A 23857-nucleotide genomic window follows, 5' to 3' on the forward strand; every position below is an offset into this window, starting at 1 on the left:
GGAGGTTTTAAAATGAAAAAACAAATCACTTTAGCACTATCAAATGCTTCAAAGAAAATAATAATAAGTTTTCTTTATCTTTCTGTAATGATAATTCTATTCCTTGGTATATTTTTTAGTTTATTTTCTGTGGTAAATGGTATAAGCTTAACAGTTCTAAAAGTCCAAATACCAGGAGTTATATTTGGAGTTCTAGTTTTATACTTGGGATTGAAATATTACTTTTCCGTTATTAAACTCCAGGAAGAACTTTATAAGTCTACTTCTAAATTTTCATGGGATAACTTTAAAAGTAAAAAGGTAAAACAATAATTTTTAATTATATAAAAATAAATTTATAAGGAGGAGGGTTTATGAAAAAGTCAGTTAAATTAGGAGCAATATTACTTTTCTTAGGTGCTTTAGCTGTTATGCTAGTCGTAGCACTATCACCAGCTGGAGGCTCTGACCCGACGGGAGCCTCATATATTGCTACAACTGGAAATGAAACTTTAAATGATGTGGCTACAACAGCTAATAAAGGTTACTACGGAGCAAACTTCACTTGGGTTATGATAACAGGCTTTATGGTATTTTTCTTTCAATGTGGTTTTGCTATGGTTGAAACAGGTTTCTGCAGAGGTAAAAATGCAGCACATACAATAACAATGAATTTTATGGTTTTCTTAGTTGGTGCAATTGGATATTTTTTAGTTGGTTTTGCATTACAATTTGGTGGTTCCGGAGGTGCTGCTGGATTAGGAAGTGGTGGTGCTGCACTAAACTCAATGATTTCTATTCCTGGACTCGGTGGTATTATGGGAGGAACCGGCTTCCTATTATCAGGTAAGGGAATATATGATCCAGGTATATATGCTCTATTCTTTTTCCAAATGGTATTTATGGATACTACAGTAACGATTCCAACAGGAGCTGTAGCTGAGAGGGTTAAATATTCTTCAATTGTAATTTTATCTTTATTCATTTCAATGTTCCTATACCCTTTATTCGGAAATTGGGTATGGGGAGGTGGGTGGCTCGCTACCCTTGGCAAAAACTTTGGATTAGGTCATGGTGTTGTAGACTTTGCTGGTTCTGCGGTAGTTCATTCCATGGGTGGTATGCTTGCTTTAGCAGGAGCTATTGTGATTGGTCCTAGAATAGGAAAATTTAAAAAGGATGGAACCTCAAGAGCTTTCCCTGGTCATGATATTCCAATGGCAATCATAGGTACAATTATTTTATTCTTCTGTTGGTTCTCGTTTAACGCAGGATCAACTCTTAATTCTTCTGACTTTAGACTTGCTATAGTAGCAACAAATACTATGATTGCTGGTGCAATAGGTGGCTTGGTTGCAATGTTTTATATGTGGATTAAGTATGGTAAACCAGACCCTTCCATGACAGCAAATGGTGCACTTGCAGGACTAGTTGCGATTACTGCTCCTTGTGCCTTTGTAAGTGGTGCTTCAGCATTCTTTATTGGTGCAGTTGCTGGATTTCTAGTTTGCGTTGCAGTACCATTTATAGAAAATAAGTTTAAACTTGACGATCCAGTTGGAGCTATATCAGTCCATGGTGTTAATGGATTTTGGGGAGTTATCTCATTAGGTTTATTTGCGGATGGTTCTTATGGAGACGGAATTAATGGTGTTTCAGGTGGAGTTACAGGATTATTCTTTGGTGATCCTTCCCAATTAGTTGCACAATTAATTGCTATTGGTGTTTTACTAGTTTGGGGCTTTGGTATCTCTTTTATTTTCTTGAAGCTTCTTGATAAGGTATGGGGATTAAGGATTTCACCTGAAGCAGAATTAGATGGTTTAGACATTCCAGAGATGGGCGTTAATGCTTATCCAGACACTCAATTAGTAAAATCTCCTGAACTTGATTATAGTTCTTCAGACAATGCCGAAATAAAACAGTTACTAAGATTTAAACAAAATAAAGCCTCTAATATTAGTGAAAGCAGGTGATTTTATGAAAAAATTAGAAATTGTTATAAAAAGTGAAAAACTTGAAGATTTAAAAAAGATTTTATCTGAATGCAATGCTAATGGCGTTATGATTTCAAATATAATGGGATATGGTAACCAAAAGGGATATAAAACTATCTACAGAGGGCATGAAACTCAAGTAAATTTACTTCTTAAAGTTAAAGTTGAAACTATTGTGCCTGCTGAAGTAGCTGAGACTATAATTGATAAAGTATTAAATGAAATTAGCACAGGTAATATTGGAGATGGCAAAATATTTATATATGATGCTGATGATGTCGTAAGAATTCGTACAGGTGAGCGTGGAAAAGATGCCTTATAATAACAAGGACGTTTTGTTTGTCTTATTGGACAAATAAAACGTCCTTTTATTTAAAAATACCTCATACTGCATTTCTTAAGTTCTCTTATACTATATAACATTTCATAATCATGCATGTTGGTTGCCTTAGAAATTTCACTAACAATTTCCTCACATTCTTCTTTGCTTTCTCCATGTATCATTGTATAAATATTATATCTCCAATTAGGTAGTATCCTACGCTCATAACAATGACTTACTCCTTCAAAAGATGTCATCCTATCTCCTACTTCATTAACTTTTTCTTCAGGCACATTCCAAACAACCATCGGATTTTCTTTAAATCCAACATTTCTGTGATTTAGTGTTGCTCCAAATCTTCTAATTACTCCGCTAATCAACAAATCTTTAATCTTGTCTAAAAGCTCATTTTCAGTAATTTCTAACTCATCAGCTATAAGCTTATAGGGTTCAGGGACTAATGGCAAATCCCCCTGAAGTCTATGTATGATTTTTTTATCTAATGAACTAAACATATATTTTCTCCTTAACTTGAAAATCAACTTTAATTTTGAACATTTTAGTTGAAGGTAAATATAATATATCCTCTATACCTGTTTTATATTTTATCTCATTTATAAACCTTTTTATTTCTTCCTCTGTGGATGCAATTACAGTAAACCACATATTGTACGAATGATTTCTTAAGTAATTATGTGTAACTCCCCCATAACTATTTATGAATTCTGAAACTTCCTCTATTCTTTCTTTCGGTACTTTAATAGCACATAAAGTGCTGTTAAATCCCATCTTTTTTGAGTTAAAAACTCCGCCTATCCGTCTGATTTCTCCACCTTCCTTAAGTTCCTTAATATATTTAATAACTTCTTCTTCTGTAATATTTAATTTCTTTGCCAAAGCTAAATATGGTCTTGATTCTAATGGAAAACCCTCTTGAATTGAATTAAGCAATTCTATATACTCTCTATTCATACCTAACACTTCCTCCTATGAGTTAGAATATTGGCACCATTCTTCTTCTGCCATATAATCCCCGTTATTATAAAAAGCTGCTCTCGCCCTACAACCACCGCATGCTTTTTTATGTTTACATACTCCACACTTTCCTTTATACTCTAAAGTCCTAAGTTCCTTGAATATTTTATTATCTCTCCATATTTCACTAAACTTGTTTTTCCTAATATTTCCAATGGGCATATTTAGGTAAGCACATGGTTGAACATCCCCTATTGGGCTTATTATGCAGTAGCTAGTTCCTGCAAGGCATCCTCTTCCGTACCTTAGGTTCATCTCCATTTCTCTTGCAATCCTCATAAACTGGGGGGCACAAGTAGGTTTAAGTTCTATATCTACGTTCTTTTGTTTCATCATAATAGCTCTTAATAGTTCCTCATACATTTCCGGCGTCAATGACTCGTTTTCAATATCCTCTCCTCTACCAGTAGGAACTAAGAAAAATGTGTGATGAGCAACTGCTCCCATACCAACTGCAAAATCAGTTAAGTCTAAAATCTCATCTCTATTCCAGAGCATCACAGTTGTATGTACTTGAAATGGCAAACCCTCATCTCTACAATTTTTCATACCAAGAACAGTTTCTCTCCATGCACCATTATAATTTCTAAATTCATCATGTTTTTTTGCATTAAGACTATCTAGACTTATTCCTACTCCCATAGCGCCTGAAGCTTTTAATCTCTTTGCAACTTCCCTTGTGATCATTACTCCATTGCTTCCTAGAACAGAACGAAGTCCAAGCTTTGAAGCATAATTGACTAATTCATAAATGTCTGGTCTCATTAATGGTTCTCCTCCTGAGAAAATCATTATTTTGAAACCAGCTTTAGCTATTTCATTTATAAGTTCTTTTGCCTCCAGTGTACTTAGTTCCTGTTCTGCTTGCATTCCTGCATCTCTATAACAATGCTTACAGTACATGTTGCATTTATTTGTTGAATTCCATGAAACAATCATATATCCCACTCCTTAAATAAGCCCCATATTATCAGAAATACCAATTTCCTCATCTGTTAAATAGCATGCTGGATCCGAAGCCCAAAAGTCTCCAGTAATTGATTCAGCTCTTGTTCTTAAATTTCCATTACATACATTTATCCATTTACATTTACTGCATCTACCTTTTAATAATTCTTTTCTGTCTTTCAGCCCTCCGATAATTGGATTTGAAGCATCTGTCCAAATATCCTTAAAACTTCTATCTTTAATATTTCCAAAAGTATGTTGCCAGGTAAACTGATCTGCATGAACGTTTCCATAATAATCAACATTCGCTATAGCTATACCCGAACGATTTCCTCCATTAATTTTCATTAATTTTAAGATACTTTCTGCTAAATGAGGATATTTTTTGAGTGCCTGCAAATATAAATAAATTCCATCAGCATGATTATCAACTGTTAGTATCTCAACCTTATCTTTTAACTCAAGTGATTTTTCCATAATTAGATCCATAGCTATTCTTGCTTCTTCATGAGTAATATCTTCATCTATCATTTTGCTACCCCTACCTGAGTAAACTAAATGATAAAAGCACACTCTATCAATATCTTCATTTTTAATTAAATGAAATATATCCTCTAATTGATTAAAGTTATGGCGATTTATTGTAAATCTTAGCCCAACTCTTTGATTAACGTCCTTACAATTACGAATACCATTTAATGCCAGATTAAAAGCTCCCTTTGTTCTTCTGAACTCATCATGACTAGTTCCAACTCCATCTAAGCTTATTCCTACATATCCTACCCCAGAATTTTTAATTTTAGTCGCAATATCTTTATCAATAAGAGTTCCATTTGTTGATATTGTGCTGCGTATTTTATACTTATTTGCATACTGTACTAATTCAAAAAGATCCTCTCTAAGTAGAGGCTCTCCCCCTGAAAATAAGATTACAGGAACCCTAAATTCATCTAGTTCATCAATAAATCTCTTACCTTCTTCAGTACTTAGTTCTCCATCATACTTTTTATTATCTGAACTTGCATAACAGTGAACACATTTTAAATTACAAGTCCTTGTGCAATTCCATACAACTACTGGACCATAGCCTAAACTTACACCATTTCTTTGATTGTTCGCTCCATTAACATATCTTAATCTATCTCCATAATTTTCTGCTCCACATAATAATTTTGATACTCCAATCATTTATTTACTTCCCTTCCTCAATTAAATAATCTAAGTTATTTTTCCCAATTGTGTCTAATATATTAAAAAAATCACCAAACCCATTAGGTTCGGTGATTTTAAAACTAAATTTCCATATCATCATTTTTGCTCACTAGCCATTTAAACATTTCATGATTAATCTCTGAAAGTTCTTGAAATTTATCTATATCACTAAGGTATGCCATAAATATCATTTGAATTGAATAAACAACATATGGAATAGCTTTTTTCTCTTCGATTGATAACTTACATACTTTGTCATATCCTTTTATTATATTCTTAAAAATTAAAAGCCATTTATTAAGCCTATTTATATTATTAATGTCGAAGCTTTCAGATAAAATTGCAGTAGCTGCATAACAGGGGTCAAAAATTCTCACATTTCTTTCTGATAATTCAAAATCTATAAAGCCTCTAAGCTTACCATCTTTAACTATAATATTGTTAGGGTTAGGATCACGATGTATAACATGCTTTATTAATTGAGGATATATTTTTTTAAAATTCTCTTTGTAATCTTCATAAAACTTATAATTAAGGTTCATCTTTTGCTTAATCCTTGGTATTGCCCATTCGCTTACAGTTTCATAAAGATTCTGGTCATTACATATAACTTCATTATCTTTTTCTTGTAAAACTAAATGCAACTTTCCAATAGCCTCTCCTATACTTTTTGCTTTACTTTCATATTCACCTTCATATATCTCGATACTTTTTATAACTTCTCCTTCAATACGATTTGTTAAACAAAAATATAAATCTTCTTCTAATACATACTCTTTTTTATCTTTCGTTAATATAGGAATTGCAACTTCAAAACCAGCGTCAGCTAGAGCCTTTGATACAGAAATATGCTGTTTTAATCTCGAGATGTTTGTACCTATCTTTATTATAAAATCATTATTTATTATCCAAGATGTATCTGATTTATTTCCATTAGATTCGTAATATACACTTTTAATATCAATTGGCTCTTTTAGATTCCAATTTTTTAGCTTTTCTTTGATTTTCTTTTCAGTTATCATAATATTCTCCTTCTGCTTTAAATTTATCCTATAAGGCTTAACTACCTTATGTTTTTTAAGATATTCAGTGGGAGAACAGTCATATTCACGCTTAAATGCCTTAAAAAATCCTGAATGTGTGTCAAAGCCATAACTTAGTGCAACTTCAATCATCATGTTGCCTAAACTTATATCATATATAGCATTGCAAAGTTTTCGCTTTAATACATATTGCATAACAGGTATTCCAACTTCATTTTGGAATAATCTATAATAATGAAAAAGTGAAAAACCTGCCGCTTGAGAAATCTCATTAGCTGACAATTCAGATTTTAAATTTTCTTCAATATAATCAATACTTTTTTGCATGATATCCTTGTAATCCATACTGCACTCCTTTAGCAAAAGTTCTTGCAAGTTATTTGCTAATACTATGATAACAAAAAATTCTAATTAAACATTTCCAATTTTGCTATATTATATTAATAAGTTTTATTTATCATTTCATTTAAACTAACATTAGGATTTTTATATCTATTTCTATTTATAGTCTTTGTCCCAAATTGAATTGCTTTTTCTGTACAGAACTGAATACATGCTGTACATTGTTCGCATTTATGCTTCCAAATAGGTTTATTATTCTTAAGTTCAATATTGTTTACTGGACAAATCTTTTCACATATTCTGCAGCTATTACAGTTATTTTTAGCCCAAAATTCACTATCCTTCTCATGCAGTTTATTCATGATTTTATTAGTAGCTTTTGAAAAAAGCTTATCAATTCCTCTATCAATTACTAATTTACTTACTTCGCATTTTTGACTTTTACGTTCCCTAATGATTGCTGAGATTTTTTCTACCTTTTCCTTTTCCCTCTCAAATGTTTTATTATGTTTTTCTGGTGTTTTAGGATTATAAGCTAGTACGTTATTTGCTGGCATATGAATTAAAAACCCAGAATTAAGTCCTAATCCATTTTCTTTAAGTTTGTCATCAAGTCTAATTAATACATTAGCTGGGGCTCCTCCATGACTTGCAATTCCAAAAACATAAGTATCAATGCTAATCTTTAGTTTTTTAGCAACATTCTCTACTATTAGTGGCATACGTGCATAATATACTGGAAAAATTATTCCTATAGTCCTTGCTTTAACTTCTATCTCTTTTTCATTTAGAAGAGATCCTATATTTATCAAATTAAACTCTCCTAAATTACTAGAAATATCTTTAGCTATCTGCAAACTATTACCTGAACCAGAAAAATATAATATTGTATCCTTGGTAATTTCCATAAAGCTCTCCTCTTATTTAATACTATTAATATTTTTATGCTGGTTAGTATAAGTTAAGTATATATTTGATTTTTATATTGATTAATGTTTGTCCTATTACATATGCATAAACTATCTTTTTAAATAGTTACAATATCTGTTAAAACTCCTTATTGTTAAGATAAATTGACTATGTTTTAACCGAATAGTCTTTCATACTCTTTATTTACATTCCTTATTGTTAAGATAAAACGTTGAACATCTGCAATCCAACAAGATATATTAGTATTATTTACATTCCTTATAGTTAAGATAAAACCTGTGTTGAAAGATGGTGCTGGCACTCTTGTTAAGGCTATTTACATTCCTTATAGTTAAGATAAAACTTTTCTTTATCATGTGATCTGTATAATTTCATCTGAATTTACATTCCTTATAGTTAAGATAAAACTAGTGATACATGGATAAAAACGTATGGCAGTTAAGATAAAACCAACAGGCTCAACAGTTTGGTACTCGAATTTAAGTTTATTTACATTCCTTATAGTTAAGATAAAACCAGATATACAAGATATGAGCGTTGTAACAACAAGAATATTTACATTCCTTATAGTTAAGATAAAACTATGAATAACAGTTACCAAACCCCATTTTCTACAGTTATTTACATTCCTTATAATTAAGATAAATCTGTACTGCCTAAGTTCCGCTTAAGTCTTTTATTAAAATTTACATTACCTATATCGTAGTTTAAAAAACTATAACTATAAAGTGACCCCCTCTTGTGAAGTGTCCATTTACATTCCTCATTGTTAAGATAAAACCTGGTAACACTATAACAGTTCCAACATGGGCTTACATATTTACATTCCTTAAAGTTAAGATAAAACTTTAGTAGTTAAATTTGCTTTAGTTGCTGCAGCAATATTTACATTCCTTATAGTAAAGATAAAACACTTTATGATCAAAGCATTAAATATGTGGGTACAAAATTTACATTCCTTATATTAAGATAATACGCAAAAGGAATATAACTGTAAATTTGTTGTGACACTATTTTCATTCCTTATAGTTAAGATAAAACTATTTCCTTTTCTTTTTCTGTATCCTTAAATGACACTTTTACATTCCGCATAGCTAAGATAAAACTCTTCTTTATTCATAGGCTATCCTCCTATTCCATATAATTTACATTCCTTATAGTTAAGATAAAACCGGAAGCGACACTTGGTTAAGAACTTATGGTCAAACATTTACATTCCTTATTGTTAAAATAAAACTTAGTAGCCTTAAGTCTATCCATTGTACTTTGCGCATTTATATTCCTCAAAGTTAAGATAAAACAGTTGCCCCTGAAGCTACAGCAGCTGACAATGTAGTATTTACATTCCTTATAGTTAAGATAAAACATAATAAAACACGTGAAGTTATAGAACAAAATTATAAATTTACATTCCTTATTGTTAAGATAAAACCTTTTTTACTCATAATTCCTCCTAAATTAAAAGACTATTTACATTCCTCATAGTTAAGATAAAACTAGAAATTTTAGTATATAGCTGTCAAGCTGCAATAAAACTTACATTTCTTATAGTTAAGATAAAACTCATATCTTAGCTAACTACATCTCTAGACTGGGCATATTTACATTCCTTATGGTTAAAATAACTTTCTTTTATTTCTTCATTTTTTTATTCTTAAATTCATTTGCATTCCTTACTGTTAAGATAAAATGAACTAAAACTAAAGAAGTAGCAGAATGTTCCAACACAATTTACATCCCATATAGTTAATATAAAACTAAGTTTCTTATCCCTAGTTTGTCATTGTCAGGCCTATTTACATTCCTTATAGTTAAGATAAAGCCCACTAACTCACTTCCTTTTTACCTTTAATTCCACCTTTTACATTCCTTATGGTTAAGATAAAACAAACTCCTCGCTCAAATTCGGCTGCTGAAAATATATTATTTAAATTCCTTATAGTTAAGATAAAACATATGTGGTAACAAATAAATTTCCTTTTTGTATTCCATTTACATTCCTTATAGTTAAGATAAAGCTAGCGATACATGGATAAGAACATATGAGCATATTTAAATTCCTTGTTGTTGATATAAAACATACTTTTCTACTGATAGGTGTAGAAAACTTAATTTGATTTATATTCCTTATAGTTAAGATAAAACTGTCTCTGTTACTGCTTGGCTCTTACCATGTTGTAGATTTACATTCCTTATAGTTAAGATAAAACAGTGATTCCGGCTCTTACCATTTCATCCAGATTGAAATTTACATTCCTTATAGTTAAGATAAAACCTAATGGAAAAATGATTGCACAAATCGGAGATAACGTATTTACATTCCTTATAGTTAAGATAAATCTGTACCACCTAAGTTTCACTTAAGTCTTTTATTAAAATTTACATTCCTCAATGTTAAGATAAGACTCTTCATGTTTGCAATTGCTTGCAAGATTTATCGATATTTACATTACATATTGTTAAAATCAAACTAATCAAAGTAATACAGCTAGATATCAACAAGTTTCATTAACATTCCTTGGAGTTAAGATAAAATTGTATATGATGTTAATTGGGGTGCAAAGATATTTACATTCCTTATGGTTAAGATAAAACATTATATGGTATTTATCCGTTAGTTAATTATAACATCTCTACATTCCTTATGGTTAAGGTAAAACTGATTTTGATAATTTGCTTGATTTGATTATATGCTCATTTACTTTCCTCATAGTCAAGACAAAACATGGAATACATATGAAGGCTTTAGAAATGCAATAATCTTTACATTCCCTATAGTTAAGATAAACCCTGGTCGCGGTGCTTTAAATCCTGTTTTTTTAACTTAATTTGCATTCCTTACTGTTAAGATAAAATGAACTTAAACTAAAGAAGTAGCAGATGATCCAACCCAATTTACATTACTTATAGTTAAGATAAAACATATCTTTTTAAGTTTAGTAAATCTTCTAATGTATAATTTACATTACTTATAGTTAAGATAAAACTCGGTGGAAACCAGGACGCAGTAGCAAACACTGTATTATTTACATTCCTCATTGTTAAGATAAAACCTGGTAACACTATAACAGTTCCAACATGTGCTTACATATTTACATTCCTTTTTAGTTAATATAAAACTTAGATTTAAAGTCTTTGTCCAAGTACAATATTGGTAATTTACATTCCGTATAGTTAAAATAAACTTTATTTTATTTCTTCATTTTTATTCTTATATGCATTTGAATTCCTTACTGTTAAGATAAAACCAGACAATTGTATAATGAATTAATAAGAATCAGTAAATTTACATTACTTATAGTTAAGATAAAACGCATTTATATGGTATTGATTTAATTGTTGGTCTTTAATTTACATTCCTTATAGTTAAGATAAAACAATACAGAATAAAAAACAAAAAAAGCCAAGAAGAATATTTACATTCCTTATAGTTAAGATAAAACTTTGAAATTCTTCTACATTCTCCAACATGATAACCCTATTTACATTCCTTATAGTTAAGATAAAACACTTTCAGGTTGTTCTACTTCTGGAAAAGTTCTATAATTTACATTCCTTATAGTTAAGATAAAACTCAGAGCGCCAGGCTCCAGCAGCTAAAAAGTTTAAGATTTACATTCCTTATAGTTAAGATAAAACAACCCCGTCACCTATAGAGCGTAGTTTAGTATTCATATTTACATTCCTTATAGTTAAGATAAAACGTAGGCGTCATATATGTGTACCTCTTTTATTAAGTGCATTTACATTCCTTATAGTTAATATAAAACTTGCGTCGTATACTGCCTTACACTTAACGTCTCCATAATTTACATTCCTTATAGTTAAGATAAAACATAAAAGTGGATAGTTCAAAGAGTTCAAATCCTATTAATTTACATTCCTTATAGTTAAGATAAAACATAAATTTATAAGTAAGTTGCCTTCACCTATAAAAAATTTACATTCCTTATAGTTAAGATAAAACTAGAACAGATGGGCGCAGCTGCTAACAGCCTACTAGAATTTACATTCCTTATAGTTAAGATAAAACTAAGTAGTGTTGTAGGTGTCCTCCCTCTTCTACTAATTTACATTCCTTATAGTTAAGATAAAACCTGCATCTGTTTTATTGTGTAATGTTGTGACTATAACATTTACATTCCTTATAGTTAAGATAAAACCAAAAGAAGGTGAAGTAAAATTGAAATATATAGCTATATTTACATTCCTTATAGTTAAGATAAAACAAAGAAAATACGTGGACTAGCCTGGATTGTTCTTAAAATTTACATTCCTTATAGTTAAGATAAAACTGAAGTTATAGAACAGAATTACAAGGCGTTTTTCCTATTTACATTCCTTATAGTTAAGATAAAACATCTCTTTTAGAGTATCATTTAGAACAATGTTTTTTATTTACATTCCTTATAGTTAAGATAAAACACTCTTTTATTTCTACAGTGTCATGTATATCTATTCCATTTACATTCCTTATAGTTAAGATAAAACAGAGAAGTTAACTCTAATAGAAGGATGGGCTAAAGAATTTACATTCCTTATAGTTAAGATAAAACAGTCATTTCTTTTAGTAGCTGATATTATCACAACATTATTTACATTCCTTATAGTTAAGATAAAACGTTCCCATGTGCTTCCATTCCACTTTTTTAATATATTATTTACATTCCTTATAGTTAAGATAAAACTCTTATATAAGAAATAATATTGATACTTTTCGTGCTATTTACATTCCTTATAGTTAAGATAAAACTAATCATTTATTTGAATTATTCAGACAAGGTATTCAAATTTACATTCCTTATAGTTAAGATAAAACTGAATCCGCCGAAAGGCGACAACACCGTACACATAGAATTTACATTCCTTATAGTTAAGATAAAACATGTTCCCCTTTTGCTTGAACTTAGTGGAAATAGTGATTTACATTCCTTATAGTTAAGATAAAACTATAAAAAGCACGTTTAATTTCTTCGGGTAACCTAAAATTTACATTCCTTATAGTTAAGATAAAACCTGGTGATACAACAAATGTTTTCACTCCTTATCCTGGATTTACATTCCTTATAGTTAAGATAAAACTTAGTACATAGTTAGTAATTAATATAATTTTTGTATAATTTACATTCCTTATAGTTAAGATAAAACTTAATTTCATAGGTAGCGCAAAACAAGATACTCAACAATTTACATTCCTTATAGTTAAGATAAAACTCGAGGGATATAACGGTATATATCAAATAAGTAGCTTATTTACATTCCTTATAGTTAAGATAAAACCTGTACCTCTAACTATGAAATAACATTGCTTTTTAGCATTTACATTCCTTATAGTTAAGATAAAACATGATTCTACAAAATTGAATTTTAATATATTAGAAAAATTTACATTCCTTATAGTTAAGATAAAACAAGGAACGTTTGATACTGCTACTAAAACATTTACTGAATTTACATTCCTTATAGTTAAGATAAAACATTTAATCCATTGAATAAAGAACTATCTCTTATTTCATTTACATTCCTTATAGTTAAGATAAAACGCTATCAAAATTAGCATTTTCATTAATTATAATTTCATTTACATTCCTTATAGTTAAGATAAAACTTATTGTATAAACAGTTGACTCTAATTCAGTTAAAAAATTTACATTCCTTATAGTTAAGATAAAACTCAAATAAAAGCAGCATGGAACCAAGGACCAATGAAATTTACATTCCTTATAGTTAAGATAAAACAAGTAGCTATCAGTGTAGATAGTTTTGATGATAATGAATTTACATTCCTTATAGTTAAGATAAAACCTGCAATAAAGACTATTGTTAATAATAATAATGCGTAGCATATTTACATTCCTTATAGTTAAGATAAAACCACAATATTGATAATATTTATTATACAGTTTCTATTCATTTACATTCCTTATAGTTAAGATAAAACCCTAAAATCACATAACTCTCTCATGCCTTATTTTCTAAGGCTTACGCTACACTTTAAAAATACAAAAAATCATCTTTTTTGCAGTAAAGTGTAAGTAACGTTTTTTAGTTTATTACTAAATACTATTATAACATAGATTTCACAAGGCTTTGAATTAATCGTAAAAACATTGGGTTTACTGCAATTTATAAAAACATATCGTCGAAATTCTTTTCACTACCTATTACATATTTTTTAATATTCTTAGGATTACTTATTTTATAAATATATATCGAGTCTTCATTATCTACAGTAATTTTATTAATTTCAGCTAAACATTTATTTAGTTTTCCTTCTGTAATCTCTCCTTCAAATACTGAGTTTTGTGTCCATGTTATATATTTTTTAAGGAGTTTCCTAACCTTATTTACCCTAACTTCGTTAACATCATAAGTTATTATAACAAACATTTTACCACCATGCCTTTAAAGGTTTATATTTTTCATCTTCAATTAAATGTTTTATTAGCTTATAACATTCAAGCTTAATTAAACCTCTATAAGAAATATTTCTATTTAGCTTTCTATGTTTAATCGTTGTTGCCATTTTCTTTTCAAATTCTATTAAAAATTTCTTCTTTCCATCTTCATTTAAAAAACATACTCCCTCATTAATAGAGAAATCTTTATCGCCTATGACTTTATTATTTATAGAACTAAAAATTATACTATCGATAATTAAAGGCTTAAATATTTCTGAAATATCCAGAATAAGTGAAAATCTCTTTGTAGATGGTTCATGTAAAAAGCTTATGGTAGGATCTAGTTGAGTTTGATACAGTTCTCCTAAAATAGCAGTATATATTATACTATTTCCAAAAGAAATCAACGCATTTAAAGGATCTTTTGGAGGTCTTCTATTTCTGTTTGTAAATCCGAAATCATTCTTTAAAATATATTTAAAACAATCATAATAGTTCTTTCTTGCACGTCCCTCTGCACCCATTAACGTTTGTACATCCTTAGCCGATTTAACATTTTCTCTTTCTAATTTTATCCTTTCAATTAATTCAACTGGAACCCTCTCATGTCTTCTTAAATTTCTTAAAATATGATGTATTGCACTATCAATAAAACTTTTTGCTAATACTAACCTATTATCTAAATCAGAATAAAAAGATGCTTGCTTTACTACTAACATTCCAGAAACATTCTTTTTTCTAGGATAATAAGTCCCAGAATAAAAACCATAATAATTATAGAAATTAACTAATACGCTATACTGAGATATATAATTAAAAAACTTTGTATTTAGGTCAATTTCTCCAAAAAGATGTATTCTCTCAACGTTTTCTATTGGAAGCCCTTTTTTAATCTGGTCTTCGTCTTCAAAATAAATAGTGTTATCTTTTCTTTTAATTCCTCCATTTGAAAAAATATAATAATCCTTTCCCATATTTACTCCTCCTCTCCTGAATAACAAAATTCATAGTAAGCACACTTTTTGCAATAAGGTTTTTTAATGGTTTTAGGAGGAGCATTCATATTCTCTATTTTTTTAATATCAACTAATACATTTTCAATAGTATTTTCATCCTCAGTTGTTAGTGAAATTTCCTCAACTCGCTTTTCCTTTGTATAATTTATTTTTCCTTTTCTATTTATACCTAATTGTTTTAAATAGTATAGATAATATAGAAGTTGCATCCTATCGCTATCTTTCATCTTGCTGCTTATTTTAATTTCTTTTACATTTTCCTTGTCCATTATGTCTACTTTAATAGTATTATCAATTTCTATCTCTTTATTTTTCTCTCTGTTGTAGGAATACTCATGTAGAACCTTTCCCTGAAGTACTCTATCATCATTTTTTTCAAAGGAAATTCCCTTTGAAAAAAGCCATAGTTTCCTATGGCAAATATAGTAGTAATTAACTTTAACTCCTTGCGTTTTATGCTTATCAAAATCAAACTCCATATAATCACCTCAAAAACTTATATTAAATACAAACTATAGGAATTCATAATTATTTTCCGGTTTTTGCACTTTAATCTTTTGTACTCCAAGATCTTCTGAGTAATCACAATTTAGCACAGGTATACTTTCATACTTATTTATTTCTAATACCTTATCTACATTTCCTTCATTATAACTAGTTCTTACGCTTACAGTATAATCCATTAATTTATTTCTCGCTAAAGCCTTTTCTAATGCTATGTTTTTTCTTTCTTCAATTGATATTTCTTTGCTATATTCTTTTGATATTATTGATATATTCTTATCTATCTCAATATAATTTTCTTCATATATTTGCTTTGGAATTACAGTAACTGAATCTATATTTCTAAATATTTTTTTCACTTCATTTTTAGTTGTATCATATTCTTTTATACTTTTAACAAACTTAATCGCATCTCTTACTTGTGAAAGATATTTAGTATCCTTGAGTCTTTCGAAAGTATATAAATTATTAATTATTTGGACTTTCATTTCCTCATTTAATGGCCCATCGACTCTTAAAATTTCTTCTTTAGATAATTGATAAATTTCTTCATCTATTACATAACCTACTCCGCTGCATTTTTTATTTCCACCTGTGTAAACATAACAATTATAGCCTTCAGTATTAAAGTTACGCTTTCTATAACATCTACCAAGTCTTTGAAATAGTCCGTTAACATCAGATAATTCAGTAATAAGTATATCAAAATCTATATCTAAGGATGCCTCAACCACCTGAGTTGAAATCCATATTCCATAATCCTTATTTTCATAACTCCCCAAGCTTAAAATCTTGTCTTCTTTTTCTTTCCTATGTTTCTTTATAAACCTACTGTGTAGCAAATTTACTCTTTCAACATTTCTATTCATTAATTCACTATAAACTTCTTGAGCCATATGTACAGTATTACATATAACCAAAACCTTATTGTTTTTGTATAGCTCCACAATTTTATCTATGTCTATTTCTTCATCAATAACTTTCAAACTGTGCCTATTATTTAAATCTTTGTTTATGAATGCTTTTTCTGATAGTTCAAATTCTATTCCCTCTTCTTCTAAAAGATTAATTATAAATTTAGGTAGTGTAGCAGTTAATATTGCAAATTTGCCTCCAACCTTATTAATATAAGATAATCCGATAATTAAATATGCTAATAAATCAGGTGAATACATTTGTATCTCATCTATAACAACCTTTGAATATGCAAGTGTTGCAATCTTAGGTTCAAATCCCCTATACTTGTATACAAAATCAAATATTTGATCTAAAGTACATATAGTTAAAGGAAGTGACATTTGCTTTGTTCTGTTATAATAATCTGATACATCTATATTTTCAGAAGCATTAATAATGTATTGACTGAAAGTATCTGAGTGAAGCAATCCTACTCTATCTTCTTTATTTTCTTTTATTAGCTCTACTACCCTATCATAAATTGAATTAATAGCTGTTTTTAAAGGCAGTGTAAAGAAACCTTTGTTATCTCCAATCCACAGTAACCCTGCTTCTGTTTTCCCCATTCCTGTTTGAGCTACCACTACAACATTTTTGTCTTTATTTTTAATCATATATTCCTGTAGATCATTCCATTTACAATTTGGAACTTTTTCCTTCCATTCATTCATCAATCTATCTAAACTTCTACTTAAAAAATCGTTTTTATTTTCAATTTCAATGTATCCACTTGCAGAATAATCAATTCTATTTAGTAAGCCTTTAATCATAATATAATTAAAAAATATGTCACTATCACGTTCTTCATATATTCTGTCATTCTTAAAGTAAAAAGTCTCTTCGATATAATCTGGAACGTATCTTTTAGAAATCTTATTATAATGAAATCCTTCAAATTCATTCACTAATGCCTCGATCTCATTTTCTAATTCCTCATCTGTATAATCTAATTCTCTTTCGTGGTGATATGCTATAGAATGAAATAATACCCTTATATCTTCTTCAGTATATCCATTAGCTTCTAAATCTTCATAATCTATAAATGCTAAACTTAAAATCCCATGAGGTATCTCCCCTGGAATTAATCTATGGGTTTCTATCTTTTCTTGAAATTTCGAATTCATCTTTCCAAAATCATGATACAGGCACGCTTTATATAGCATATCCCAGTTTATTTCTAAACTAGGATATGTTTCTTTTAATACTCTATAGTTTTTTAATAAATTATCAGTATGCTCCTGTATGGTTTCTTTTGGATTTGATTTCGCTAAATATTTATTCAAAGCCAAACCATCTCCTTTTTAAACTGCAAAAACAACATAACTATCTTCATCTATACAAATTTCTCTATTCCTAAAATACAGTATATTAGTTCCGTAAAGGACTTCTTTCTTTTCCCACTTTCTAAATATCTTTGGTGCCTTAACTGTTCCGTTGTTTACCAGTACATAATTCTTATTTAGTTTATACCTAGTTCCAGGGTACTCTACTCCTTGTTGAGAGTTTTTTAATTTTATATTATTAATTATTTCAACAGGTATATATGCACCGTATGCCTTTTCGCCTTTTACAGACTTTTTTAAAACTTCTTCATGTAAATTAACGATTTTCACTTCTTCAATTGTTACTAAATCCTCTCTTCTACCTAAAGATGGATATTCTATAGGATATACAAATGCTTTTTCTATTTTCTCTATCAACTCATCATTTTTAGGAATAATATGAATTACAAGTTCTACATCTACTAATAATTCTGCAGTAGCAATTCCTCTACATATTCCAAAATCTCCTGCTTTTAATTGATGCCTGCCTTCTTCATATTTCATTGCATTTTTAAACTCATATCTTGTATATAAATCATTAACCTTTGAAGAGTACTTTCCTTGTACACTTATATTCATTTCATTATATTCTTTAAATCCACATAAACTATGCACCATTCCTATCACCGTAGAATAAGGTGGCAATGGGTATGTCTCCTTTAATTGAAAACTTGTAGGTTTTTTATAATTAACTAGATCTTGATAAAGCTTTACTCTAACAGCCCTTTTCATAGTATTCATCTACCTTTTCTTTAACTTTCCCAAAGAATTCTGGCATAGATAAAGCATTAAGTTTCTCCTTGACTTCAGAATCATTATCAAATTTTTCTGGAATCAATCCGCAGAAAGTATCCTTCTTTATATTGTCAAATAATACTCCTTTTATTTCCTCAACTGATACTTTATTGTTTTTAACATTTAATATATTTTGGAAAATTGGATTTTTAATATCGTATACCCCACCTATTGCAAATAGTGGCTTAAGGTCTTCTCTTCTTCCTCTTATATCTCTGTAAAGCATTGCAACTGTATCAAGAAGTTTTTTAACTCTTCTAGCTTTTTCCTCATTTGATACCTCTATATTATCTACTTCATCAAAACCTATTTGATCTAAATCAGCAGTAATAGTATATCTATAATAGGATCTATGAATTTCAGATTGTGCAATATTCATATTTTCGTTTAATCTGTCAGCTAACCCCTTATTGGTTAAAAAGTCCAAATCTCCTTTATAAGTTTCTAATGATATAGCATTAGACAATCTTACTTTTGCAGAACGTTTTTTTCCTGAAGTACTTTTTTCTGTTTTCATATATCCAAAGAAATCTATCTCTGGATATTTATCTATACTTGCATCTGCCGCAAATTGTATAACTTTTTTATCCCCACTACCTTCAGCCTTAACTTGTGCGTAAGCTTCTCCAAGTTGTTCTGAAATGTTATATCTAATTGCTTGTCTTGAAATGTATGTGTATTGTTCTCCTTTATCTCTAGCCATTTTTTTCAAAGATGCTACATTTCCCACTGCTTCACCATAGTTAGCACTTTCTGCTTCAAATATCATAGATATTGACAGTCCTTTTGGATTCATTTTATTTTCCATCATTCTTTCCCCCATTTTCATCTATTTTACCTTCAATTAAACTTGTAACAAATGCATATCCAATATGCTTAAATACTAAGTCATCTTTAAGAGTCTCTAAAAATACACTTGGTACTTCTTTTCTTGTGTATAAATAGCAATTTAATAAGGTATCCATAAACATTGATGTATTATTTGTTTTAAGTGCATTTAAAAGTCTATAAGAAATCCCATTTAATTTATCTTCTGATTTTTTACTTTTATAAGCTTGTCTTAACCAATAGCCCGCACCACTAGCTCTATCAATTATATCTTTTCCCTCTTGAATATTCTCCATATACCCAATCTCCTTTATAAAGTTATAGTTAATTCTTAACATAGAAAGTAAATCTCTTCCTGAATATCTACAATCCTTAACATTTGAATTTTTATATACCACTAGCTTGTGAATAAGTACAAAGAGGTTTTGATTTCCCAATAAACTATCAATTACTAAGTCATAGATATTAAAATATGTTTTTATCTCCATGAATCCGCAATTCATCAATTTATTTAACTCGTCTTTGGATTTTAATATTACATTCAAAATATTTCTAGATAATATATTGAATTTGTACTTTTCATTCTCATATCTAATAACTTGTATATCTGCTAACTCATATCTAAAGCTACTATTAAACTCTTTTTGTATTGAAGTAATTAAAGCCTTATAAGTTAATGATTGTTCCCTACCATCTTTTTGAAGTACCACTGCTTTTATATTATTATTTACATTAATTAAATCTTTAGCTTTCGAATTTGCATTTATAAACATTCCCTTACTATTTGCATAAATCATTCCTGCAGGTATACATGAATACACTAGTTTACAAACATTACATATAGCTACATCATTAGAAAAGTTCCATACATGAGAAGATTTTCTCGCAACATCAAAACCTGTAACATTTAAAAAGCTAAAATCATTCGATAAGTCTTTAATTTCATTATCACAAATAAAACAGTTGTATTTATATTTAGATTTATCAGCCTCTAGATACTCATTAACTGGTGTAACAAAGTAATTTTTATAATCTATATACATATCTTTTTCTTTAGTCTGATTAAAGAGAAATGAAACTCCATTCCAAGCATTTTTCACAATTGTATATACAACATTTTTACCTGCTAAATATTTCTTTGCTTTATCCTCTAAAAAATAATTAATTATAATCTTTAGAGTTTTAAAAACCTCTCTAACTTCTTCCATCTTAGCTACTAAGGTTTCTTTTTTATTTACTTTTATAGTAGTAAGTTTTTTCTCTAACGAGAGCATGTCCTCTTCTCCGCCAATTAAATCATATGCAGCTTTATAACTTGCGCTTTTTAAGTAATACTTGACTATATTTGTAATATAATTATTTAGTTTTTCTAGACTCTCCATTGTGAAGTTTTCAAATTTATTCTCTTCATAGTGTTCTATCGTAGCCTTAAATGAAACAATCTTATACCAAGATAACGTTTGAAGATATGTGTCTATAAAATACTTAAAGTACTTCTCTTCAAAACCCTGTAGACTTTCCTTAGTTATCTCAATATAATTTTCTTCAACTACAACCTTATCCCCAGCATAATCTAAAATATTATACATCCCTACAATGCCGGCATTAAACATCCAATCTTCCAAAGTTAGTCTAATGGTATTGTCCATAATTTCACCTCCTATCCTATAACTTCTAAGTTACCAAACCCTTGAGAACGTCTATATCCAATTCCTAAAGAGTATAAAAGTCTTAAATCTTCCTTATCACCAGATAATCTAAATGTTCCCTTATATCCTGTTATATAAAATACATCCTTTTTTGTTATTTCTGTAAAACTACTAATCTTTTCTTTCACTACAACTTTTTCATATTTAACTGGAATAAATTCCAGTGGCCTCTTTAACCCGTACCCTCTATATGTTTTTAAACTTAAATTTGAAATATAGTTCAGCTCATTAACATATCTTTCATCTTCTACCCTTAAGAAATTTCCATCTTTATCCTTCACTACTATTGGTGATAAGGATTTAAATGTAACTTTCTCAGAATTAATCCATGATTCCTTAAGCAAAATAATCTTTCCTATTGTAAGCTTAAATTTATTATTGTAAGTATACTGTGAAATATTTACTAATCCATTGTAGATATTTATGAATAGCTCTGTATCCGGAGTTGAAATAGTAAGATTTACTTTTCCTTTTATTTTTATCTCTTCTTTTCCCATTTCATAATCCTCTAAATATGTGGAGAATGTAAAAGGTTTGATCTTTTTACTTTTCTTATCTTCAAAATTATAGAGTTCATTAAAATAAGAAGAATTTGATTTTTCTAATGAGTTTTTTATCAAGCTTACAAACATCATTCTATAAGCTAAAGGAATACACTCGGTATATATTGTTATTTGTACCCTCATGATTCTCACCCCTTTCCACTTTAACTAAATAATACCATTTAAGTATATTATTTTCAACAACTTTCCTCCATTGTTATTAATTATACTTATATTCTTTTTATCCATTTATATTCTTAAAAATATAAAAATATGTCCTAATTAGAATCTATCATCTAATTAGGACATAATAAGGTTAGATATTAAATTTTAATAATATTTTTTACTTATGTAACTTATCAAATACTCTTTAGGATATTTTCAACTTGTTGCCTTATATTTTCTTTTAATCTAAGTGGTTCAATTATTCTAGCAGAATCTCCCATACTTAATATCCATGATATTAGTTCGGGTCCGCCTTTCATCTTAGCCTTAAATATTATACTTCCATCCTCTAATTCCTCTATTGTCTGATTTTCTACCCAAATTCTTTCACTTATGGTATTTGCCATTGGAGGTTTAATCTCTAATTTAAGATCATATTCTTCTCCACCAAATACCCCAAACCCATTCTCCTGTGACATTCTCAATGTTTCCTCTATATCCTCTTTAAAATCAAACTTTTTATTAGTAGTTATATATTCTTGTATTCTAGCAAGCTTAAAATATCTTATTTCATTTTTCAATAGACAATTTGCTACTAAATAGTATTCGCCCTTATATCTTAAATATTTAAGTGGCTCTACCTCTCTCTCTGATACTTTTCCTGTATTACCCTTATACTTTATGTAAATTACTTTCTTATCTAAAATTGCTTTATATATATCCTCATGCATTTCCACAATATTTTCTGTTAATTTTTTAGGTGTTGAATATGGAATTATTTTTTCGCTTCCTAATAAATCATTTTCGCTATTTAGAATTGAGAAATTAATTTTATCAATGGCATTAAGTATTTTTTTATTCTCATCTATATTAAATGAATCTAAGGCTTTAATTGCAACCTTCAAACTCATTATTTCATCATTTGTAAGCATCTCTTTAAATGGAAAGCTCTGCTGTACTAATTTATATCCACCATCTGGTCCAGCAACAGATTCAATTTCAAAAAATTCATCCAATATATCCTTATATCTTCTTACTTGCCTCTCACTTGTTTCTAAGTCCTCTGCTATATCCTTCGCTTTAATTTTTCCTCTTCGTTTTAATATAAAAACCATCTTAAGCAAATTTCTAAGCTCACTCATACTTACTCCCCCCTAAAAAATTTTAAGCCCACCAATAAAGATGAGCCTTCCACATAGTTAAAATAAAATTAATCTTCGTAAAGTATTATTAAAAACAAATTTACATTCCTTATAGTCAACATATATATCAATAATTATATATATTTACATAGCTTGAATCAATTGGTTATTTCAAATTATTTTAAATGTGAGCATTAGTTTACTATATTGACATTTATATCCACATGAGGTATAGTACATTATATCAGTAATGTACTAAGGTGCATTTCTAGTTAGGAGGTTTTAAAGTGATACTTAATACCGAAAGCATAAAACCTATTTATATACAAATATCCGAATGGCTTGAAAATCAAATACTTAACGATAGCATCGCTGCTGATGAAAAAATGTACTCACAATATCAATTAGCTGAAATGTATAACATTAACCCAGCAACTGCTGCAAAAGGTATTACTATTTTGCTAAACGAAAATATACTCTATAAAAAACGTGGCCTTGGTATGTTTGTATCAAAGGATGCAAAGGAGCTTATTTTTAAGAAAAGGAAAAATGAAACCTTAAAAACTTTGGCTATTGAACTATTAACTGAAGCAAATCGGCTTAATGTTGGTGAAGATGAATTATTTGAATTACTTAAATCTCTAAATATAGAAAGTAGGGAGGATTAG

Annotated in this window: 20 protein-coding genes and 1 CRISPR repeat array; of the genes, 5 read left to right on the forward strand and 15 right to left on the reverse strand. The window is 29.0% G+C overall.

Translation table 11 applies throughout. The features are described 5' to 3' along the window. Positions 1-12 precede the first annotated feature (12 nt). Genes JK634_RS08725 through JK634_RS08735 form a run of 3 tightly spaced genes read left to right on the forward strand, consistent with a single transcriptional unit; the run spans position 13 to position 2298 of the window. Positions 13-312: a hypothetical protein gene (locus JK634_RS08725; protein WP_202767264.1), complete on the forward strand. Its 300-nt coding sequence runs from the start codon at positions 13-15 to the stop codon at positions 310-312. 41 nt (positions 313-353) lie between these two features. After that, the gene (locus tag JK634_RS08730; RefSeq protein ID WP_202767265.1) at positions 354-1955 is read left to right on the forward strand and encodes an ammonium transporter; all 1602 of its coding nucleotides are present in this window, start codon (positions 354-356) and stop codon (positions 1953-1955) included. A gap of 4 nt (positions 1956-1959) precedes the next feature. After that, positions 1960-2298 (forward strand): P-II family nitrogen regulator, encoded by a 339-nt coding sequence (locus JK634_RS08735; RefSeq protein WP_202767266.1) that lies wholly within the window; start codon positions 1960-1962, stop codon positions 2296-2298. A gap of 50 nt (positions 2299-2348) precedes the next feature. Here the strand turns inward: JK634_RS08735 and ahbB are convergent, their stop codons facing one another. The 6 genes from ahbB to JK634_RS08765 all read right to left on the reverse strand — a co-directional run bounded on the left by ahbB (position 2349) and on the right by JK634_RS08765 (position 7786). After that, on the reverse strand, positions 2349-2813 hold the full coding sequence (gene ahbB / locus JK634_RS08740; RefSeq protein ID WP_202767267.1) for a siroheme decarboxylase subunit beta: 465 nt from the start codon (positions 2811-2813) through the stop codon (positions 2349-2351). Further along, entirely contained in the window at positions 2806-3270 is a 465-nt protein-coding gene (ahbA, locus tag JK634_RS08745; RefSeq protein ID WP_202767268.1) for a siroheme decarboxylase subunit alpha, read from the reverse strand. The genes ahbB and ahbA overlap by 8 nt, the downstream gene beginning before the upstream one ends. A 15-nt stretch (positions 3271-3285) precedes the next feature. Continuing rightward, on the reverse strand, positions 3286-4272 hold the full coding sequence (gene nirJ2, locus JK634_RS08750) for a putative heme d1 biosynthesis radical SAM protein NirJ2 (RefSeq protein ID WP_202767269.1): 987 nt from the start codon (positions 4270-4272) through the stop codon (positions 3286-3288). 12 nt (positions 4273-4284) lie between these two features. Beyond that, a complete protein-coding gene (gene nirJ1 / locus JK634_RS08755) occupies positions 4285-5469 on the reverse strand; it encodes a putative heme d1 biosynthesis radical SAM protein NirJ1 (protein WP_202767270.1) in 1185 nt (394 codons plus the stop codon). Between the two features lie 104 nt (positions 5470-5573). Next, on the reverse strand, positions 5574-6881 hold the full coding sequence (locus tag JK634_RS08760; RefSeq protein ID WP_202767271.1) for a helix-turn-helix domain-containing protein: 1308 nt from the start codon (positions 6879-6881) through the stop codon (positions 5574-5576). A gap of 95 nt (positions 6882-6976) precedes the next feature. Then, positions 6977-7786 (reverse strand): EFR1 family ferrodoxin, encoded by an 810-nt coding sequence (locus JK634_RS08765; RefSeq protein WP_202767272.1) that lies wholly within the window; start codon positions 7784-7786, stop codon positions 6977-6979. A 453-nt stretch (positions 7787-8239) separates the two neighbouring features. Here JK634_RS08765 and JK634_RS08770 point away from each other — a divergent pair, with 453 nt between their 5' ends. Continuing rightward, positions 8240-8395, forward strand: coding sequence for a hypothetical protein (locus JK634_RS08770; RefSeq protein ID WP_202767273.1), 156 nt, complete (start codon positions 8240-8242; stop codon positions 8393-8395). 2570 nt (positions 8396-10965) lie between these two features. Then, positions 10966-13749: a CRISPR direct-repeat array (repeat unit 29 nt; unit sequence ATTTACATTCCTTATAGTTAAGATAAAAC). Positions 13750-13934: 185 nt separating this feature from the next. Here JK634_RS08770 and cas2 read toward each other — a convergent pair. The 9 genes from cas2 to JK634_RS08815 all read right to left on the reverse strand — a co-directional run bounded on the left by cas2 (position 13935) and on the right by JK634_RS08815 (position 23189). Then, the gene (gene cas2 / locus JK634_RS08775; RefSeq protein ID WP_202767274.1) at positions 13935-14198 is read right to left on the reverse strand and encodes a CRISPR-associated endonuclease Cas2; all 264 of its coding nucleotides are present in this window, start codon (positions 14196-14198) and stop codon (positions 13935-13937) included. Position 14199: 1 nt separating this feature from the next. Next, positions 14200-15183 carry a type I-B CRISPR-associated endonuclease Cas1b gene (gene cas1b / locus JK634_RS08780; RefSeq protein ID WP_202767275.1) on the reverse strand — a complete coding sequence of 328 codons (984 nt, stop codon included), beginning with the start codon at positions 15181-15183 and terminating at the stop codon, positions 14200-14202. A gap of 2 nt (positions 15184-15185) precedes the next feature. Further along, the gene (gene cas4, locus JK634_RS08785) at positions 15186-15704 is read right to left on the reverse strand and encodes a CRISPR-associated protein Cas4 (RefSeq protein ID WP_202767276.1); all 519 of its coding nucleotides are present in this window, start codon (positions 15702-15704) and stop codon (positions 15186-15188) included. A gap of 33 nt (positions 15705-15737) precedes the next feature. Further along, positions 15738-17969, reverse strand: coding sequence for a CRISPR-associated helicase Cas3' (cas3, locus tag JK634_RS08790; RefSeq protein WP_202767277.1), 2232 nt, complete (start codon positions 17967-17969; stop codon positions 15738-15740). Between the two features lie 18 nt (positions 17970-17987). Further along, positions 17988-18740 carry a type I-B CRISPR-associated protein Cas5b gene (cas5b, locus tag JK634_RS08795; RefSeq protein ID WP_338031222.1) on the reverse strand — a complete coding sequence of 251 codons (753 nt, stop codon included), beginning with the start codon at positions 18738-18740 and terminating at the stop codon, positions 17988-17990. After that, a complete protein-coding gene (cas7i, locus tag JK634_RS08800) occupies positions 18724-19599 on the reverse strand; it encodes a type I-B CRISPR-associated protein Cas7/Cst2/DevR (protein WP_202768093.1) in 876 nt (291 codons plus the stop codon). The genes cas5b and cas7i overlap by 17 nt, the downstream gene beginning before the upstream one ends. Before the next feature lies 1 nt (position 19600). After that, positions 19601-21280 carry a type I-B CRISPR-associated protein Cas8b1/Cst1 gene (gene cas8a1 / locus JK634_RS08805; RefSeq protein ID WP_202767279.1) on the reverse strand — a complete coding sequence of 560 codons (1680 nt, stop codon included), beginning with the start codon at positions 21278-21280 and terminating at the stop codon, positions 19601-19603. A gap of 11 nt (positions 21281-21291) precedes the next feature. Next, a complete protein-coding gene (gene cas6 / locus JK634_RS08810; RefSeq protein WP_202767280.1) occupies positions 21292-22026 on the reverse strand; it encodes a CRISPR-associated endoribonuclease Cas6 in 735 nt (244 codons plus the stop codon). A gap of 215 nt (positions 22027-22241) precedes the next feature. Continuing rightward, entirely contained in the window at positions 22242-23189 is a 948-nt protein-coding gene (locus JK634_RS08815; RefSeq protein WP_202767281.1) for a helix-turn-helix transcriptional regulator, read from the reverse strand. Between the two features lie 287 nt (positions 23190-23476). Here JK634_RS08815 and JK634_RS08820 point away from each other — a divergent pair, with 287 nt between their 5' ends. Further along, positions 23477-23857, forward strand: coding sequence for a GntR family transcriptional regulator (locus JK634_RS08820; RefSeq protein WP_202767282.1), 381 nt, complete (start codon positions 23477-23479; stop codon positions 23855-23857).

Origin of the sequence: Clostridium paridis (assembly GCF_016765615.1) — a bacterium.
Lineage (GTDB): Bacteria > Bacillota > Clostridia > Clostridiales > Clostridiaceae > Clostridium_T > Clostridium_T paridis.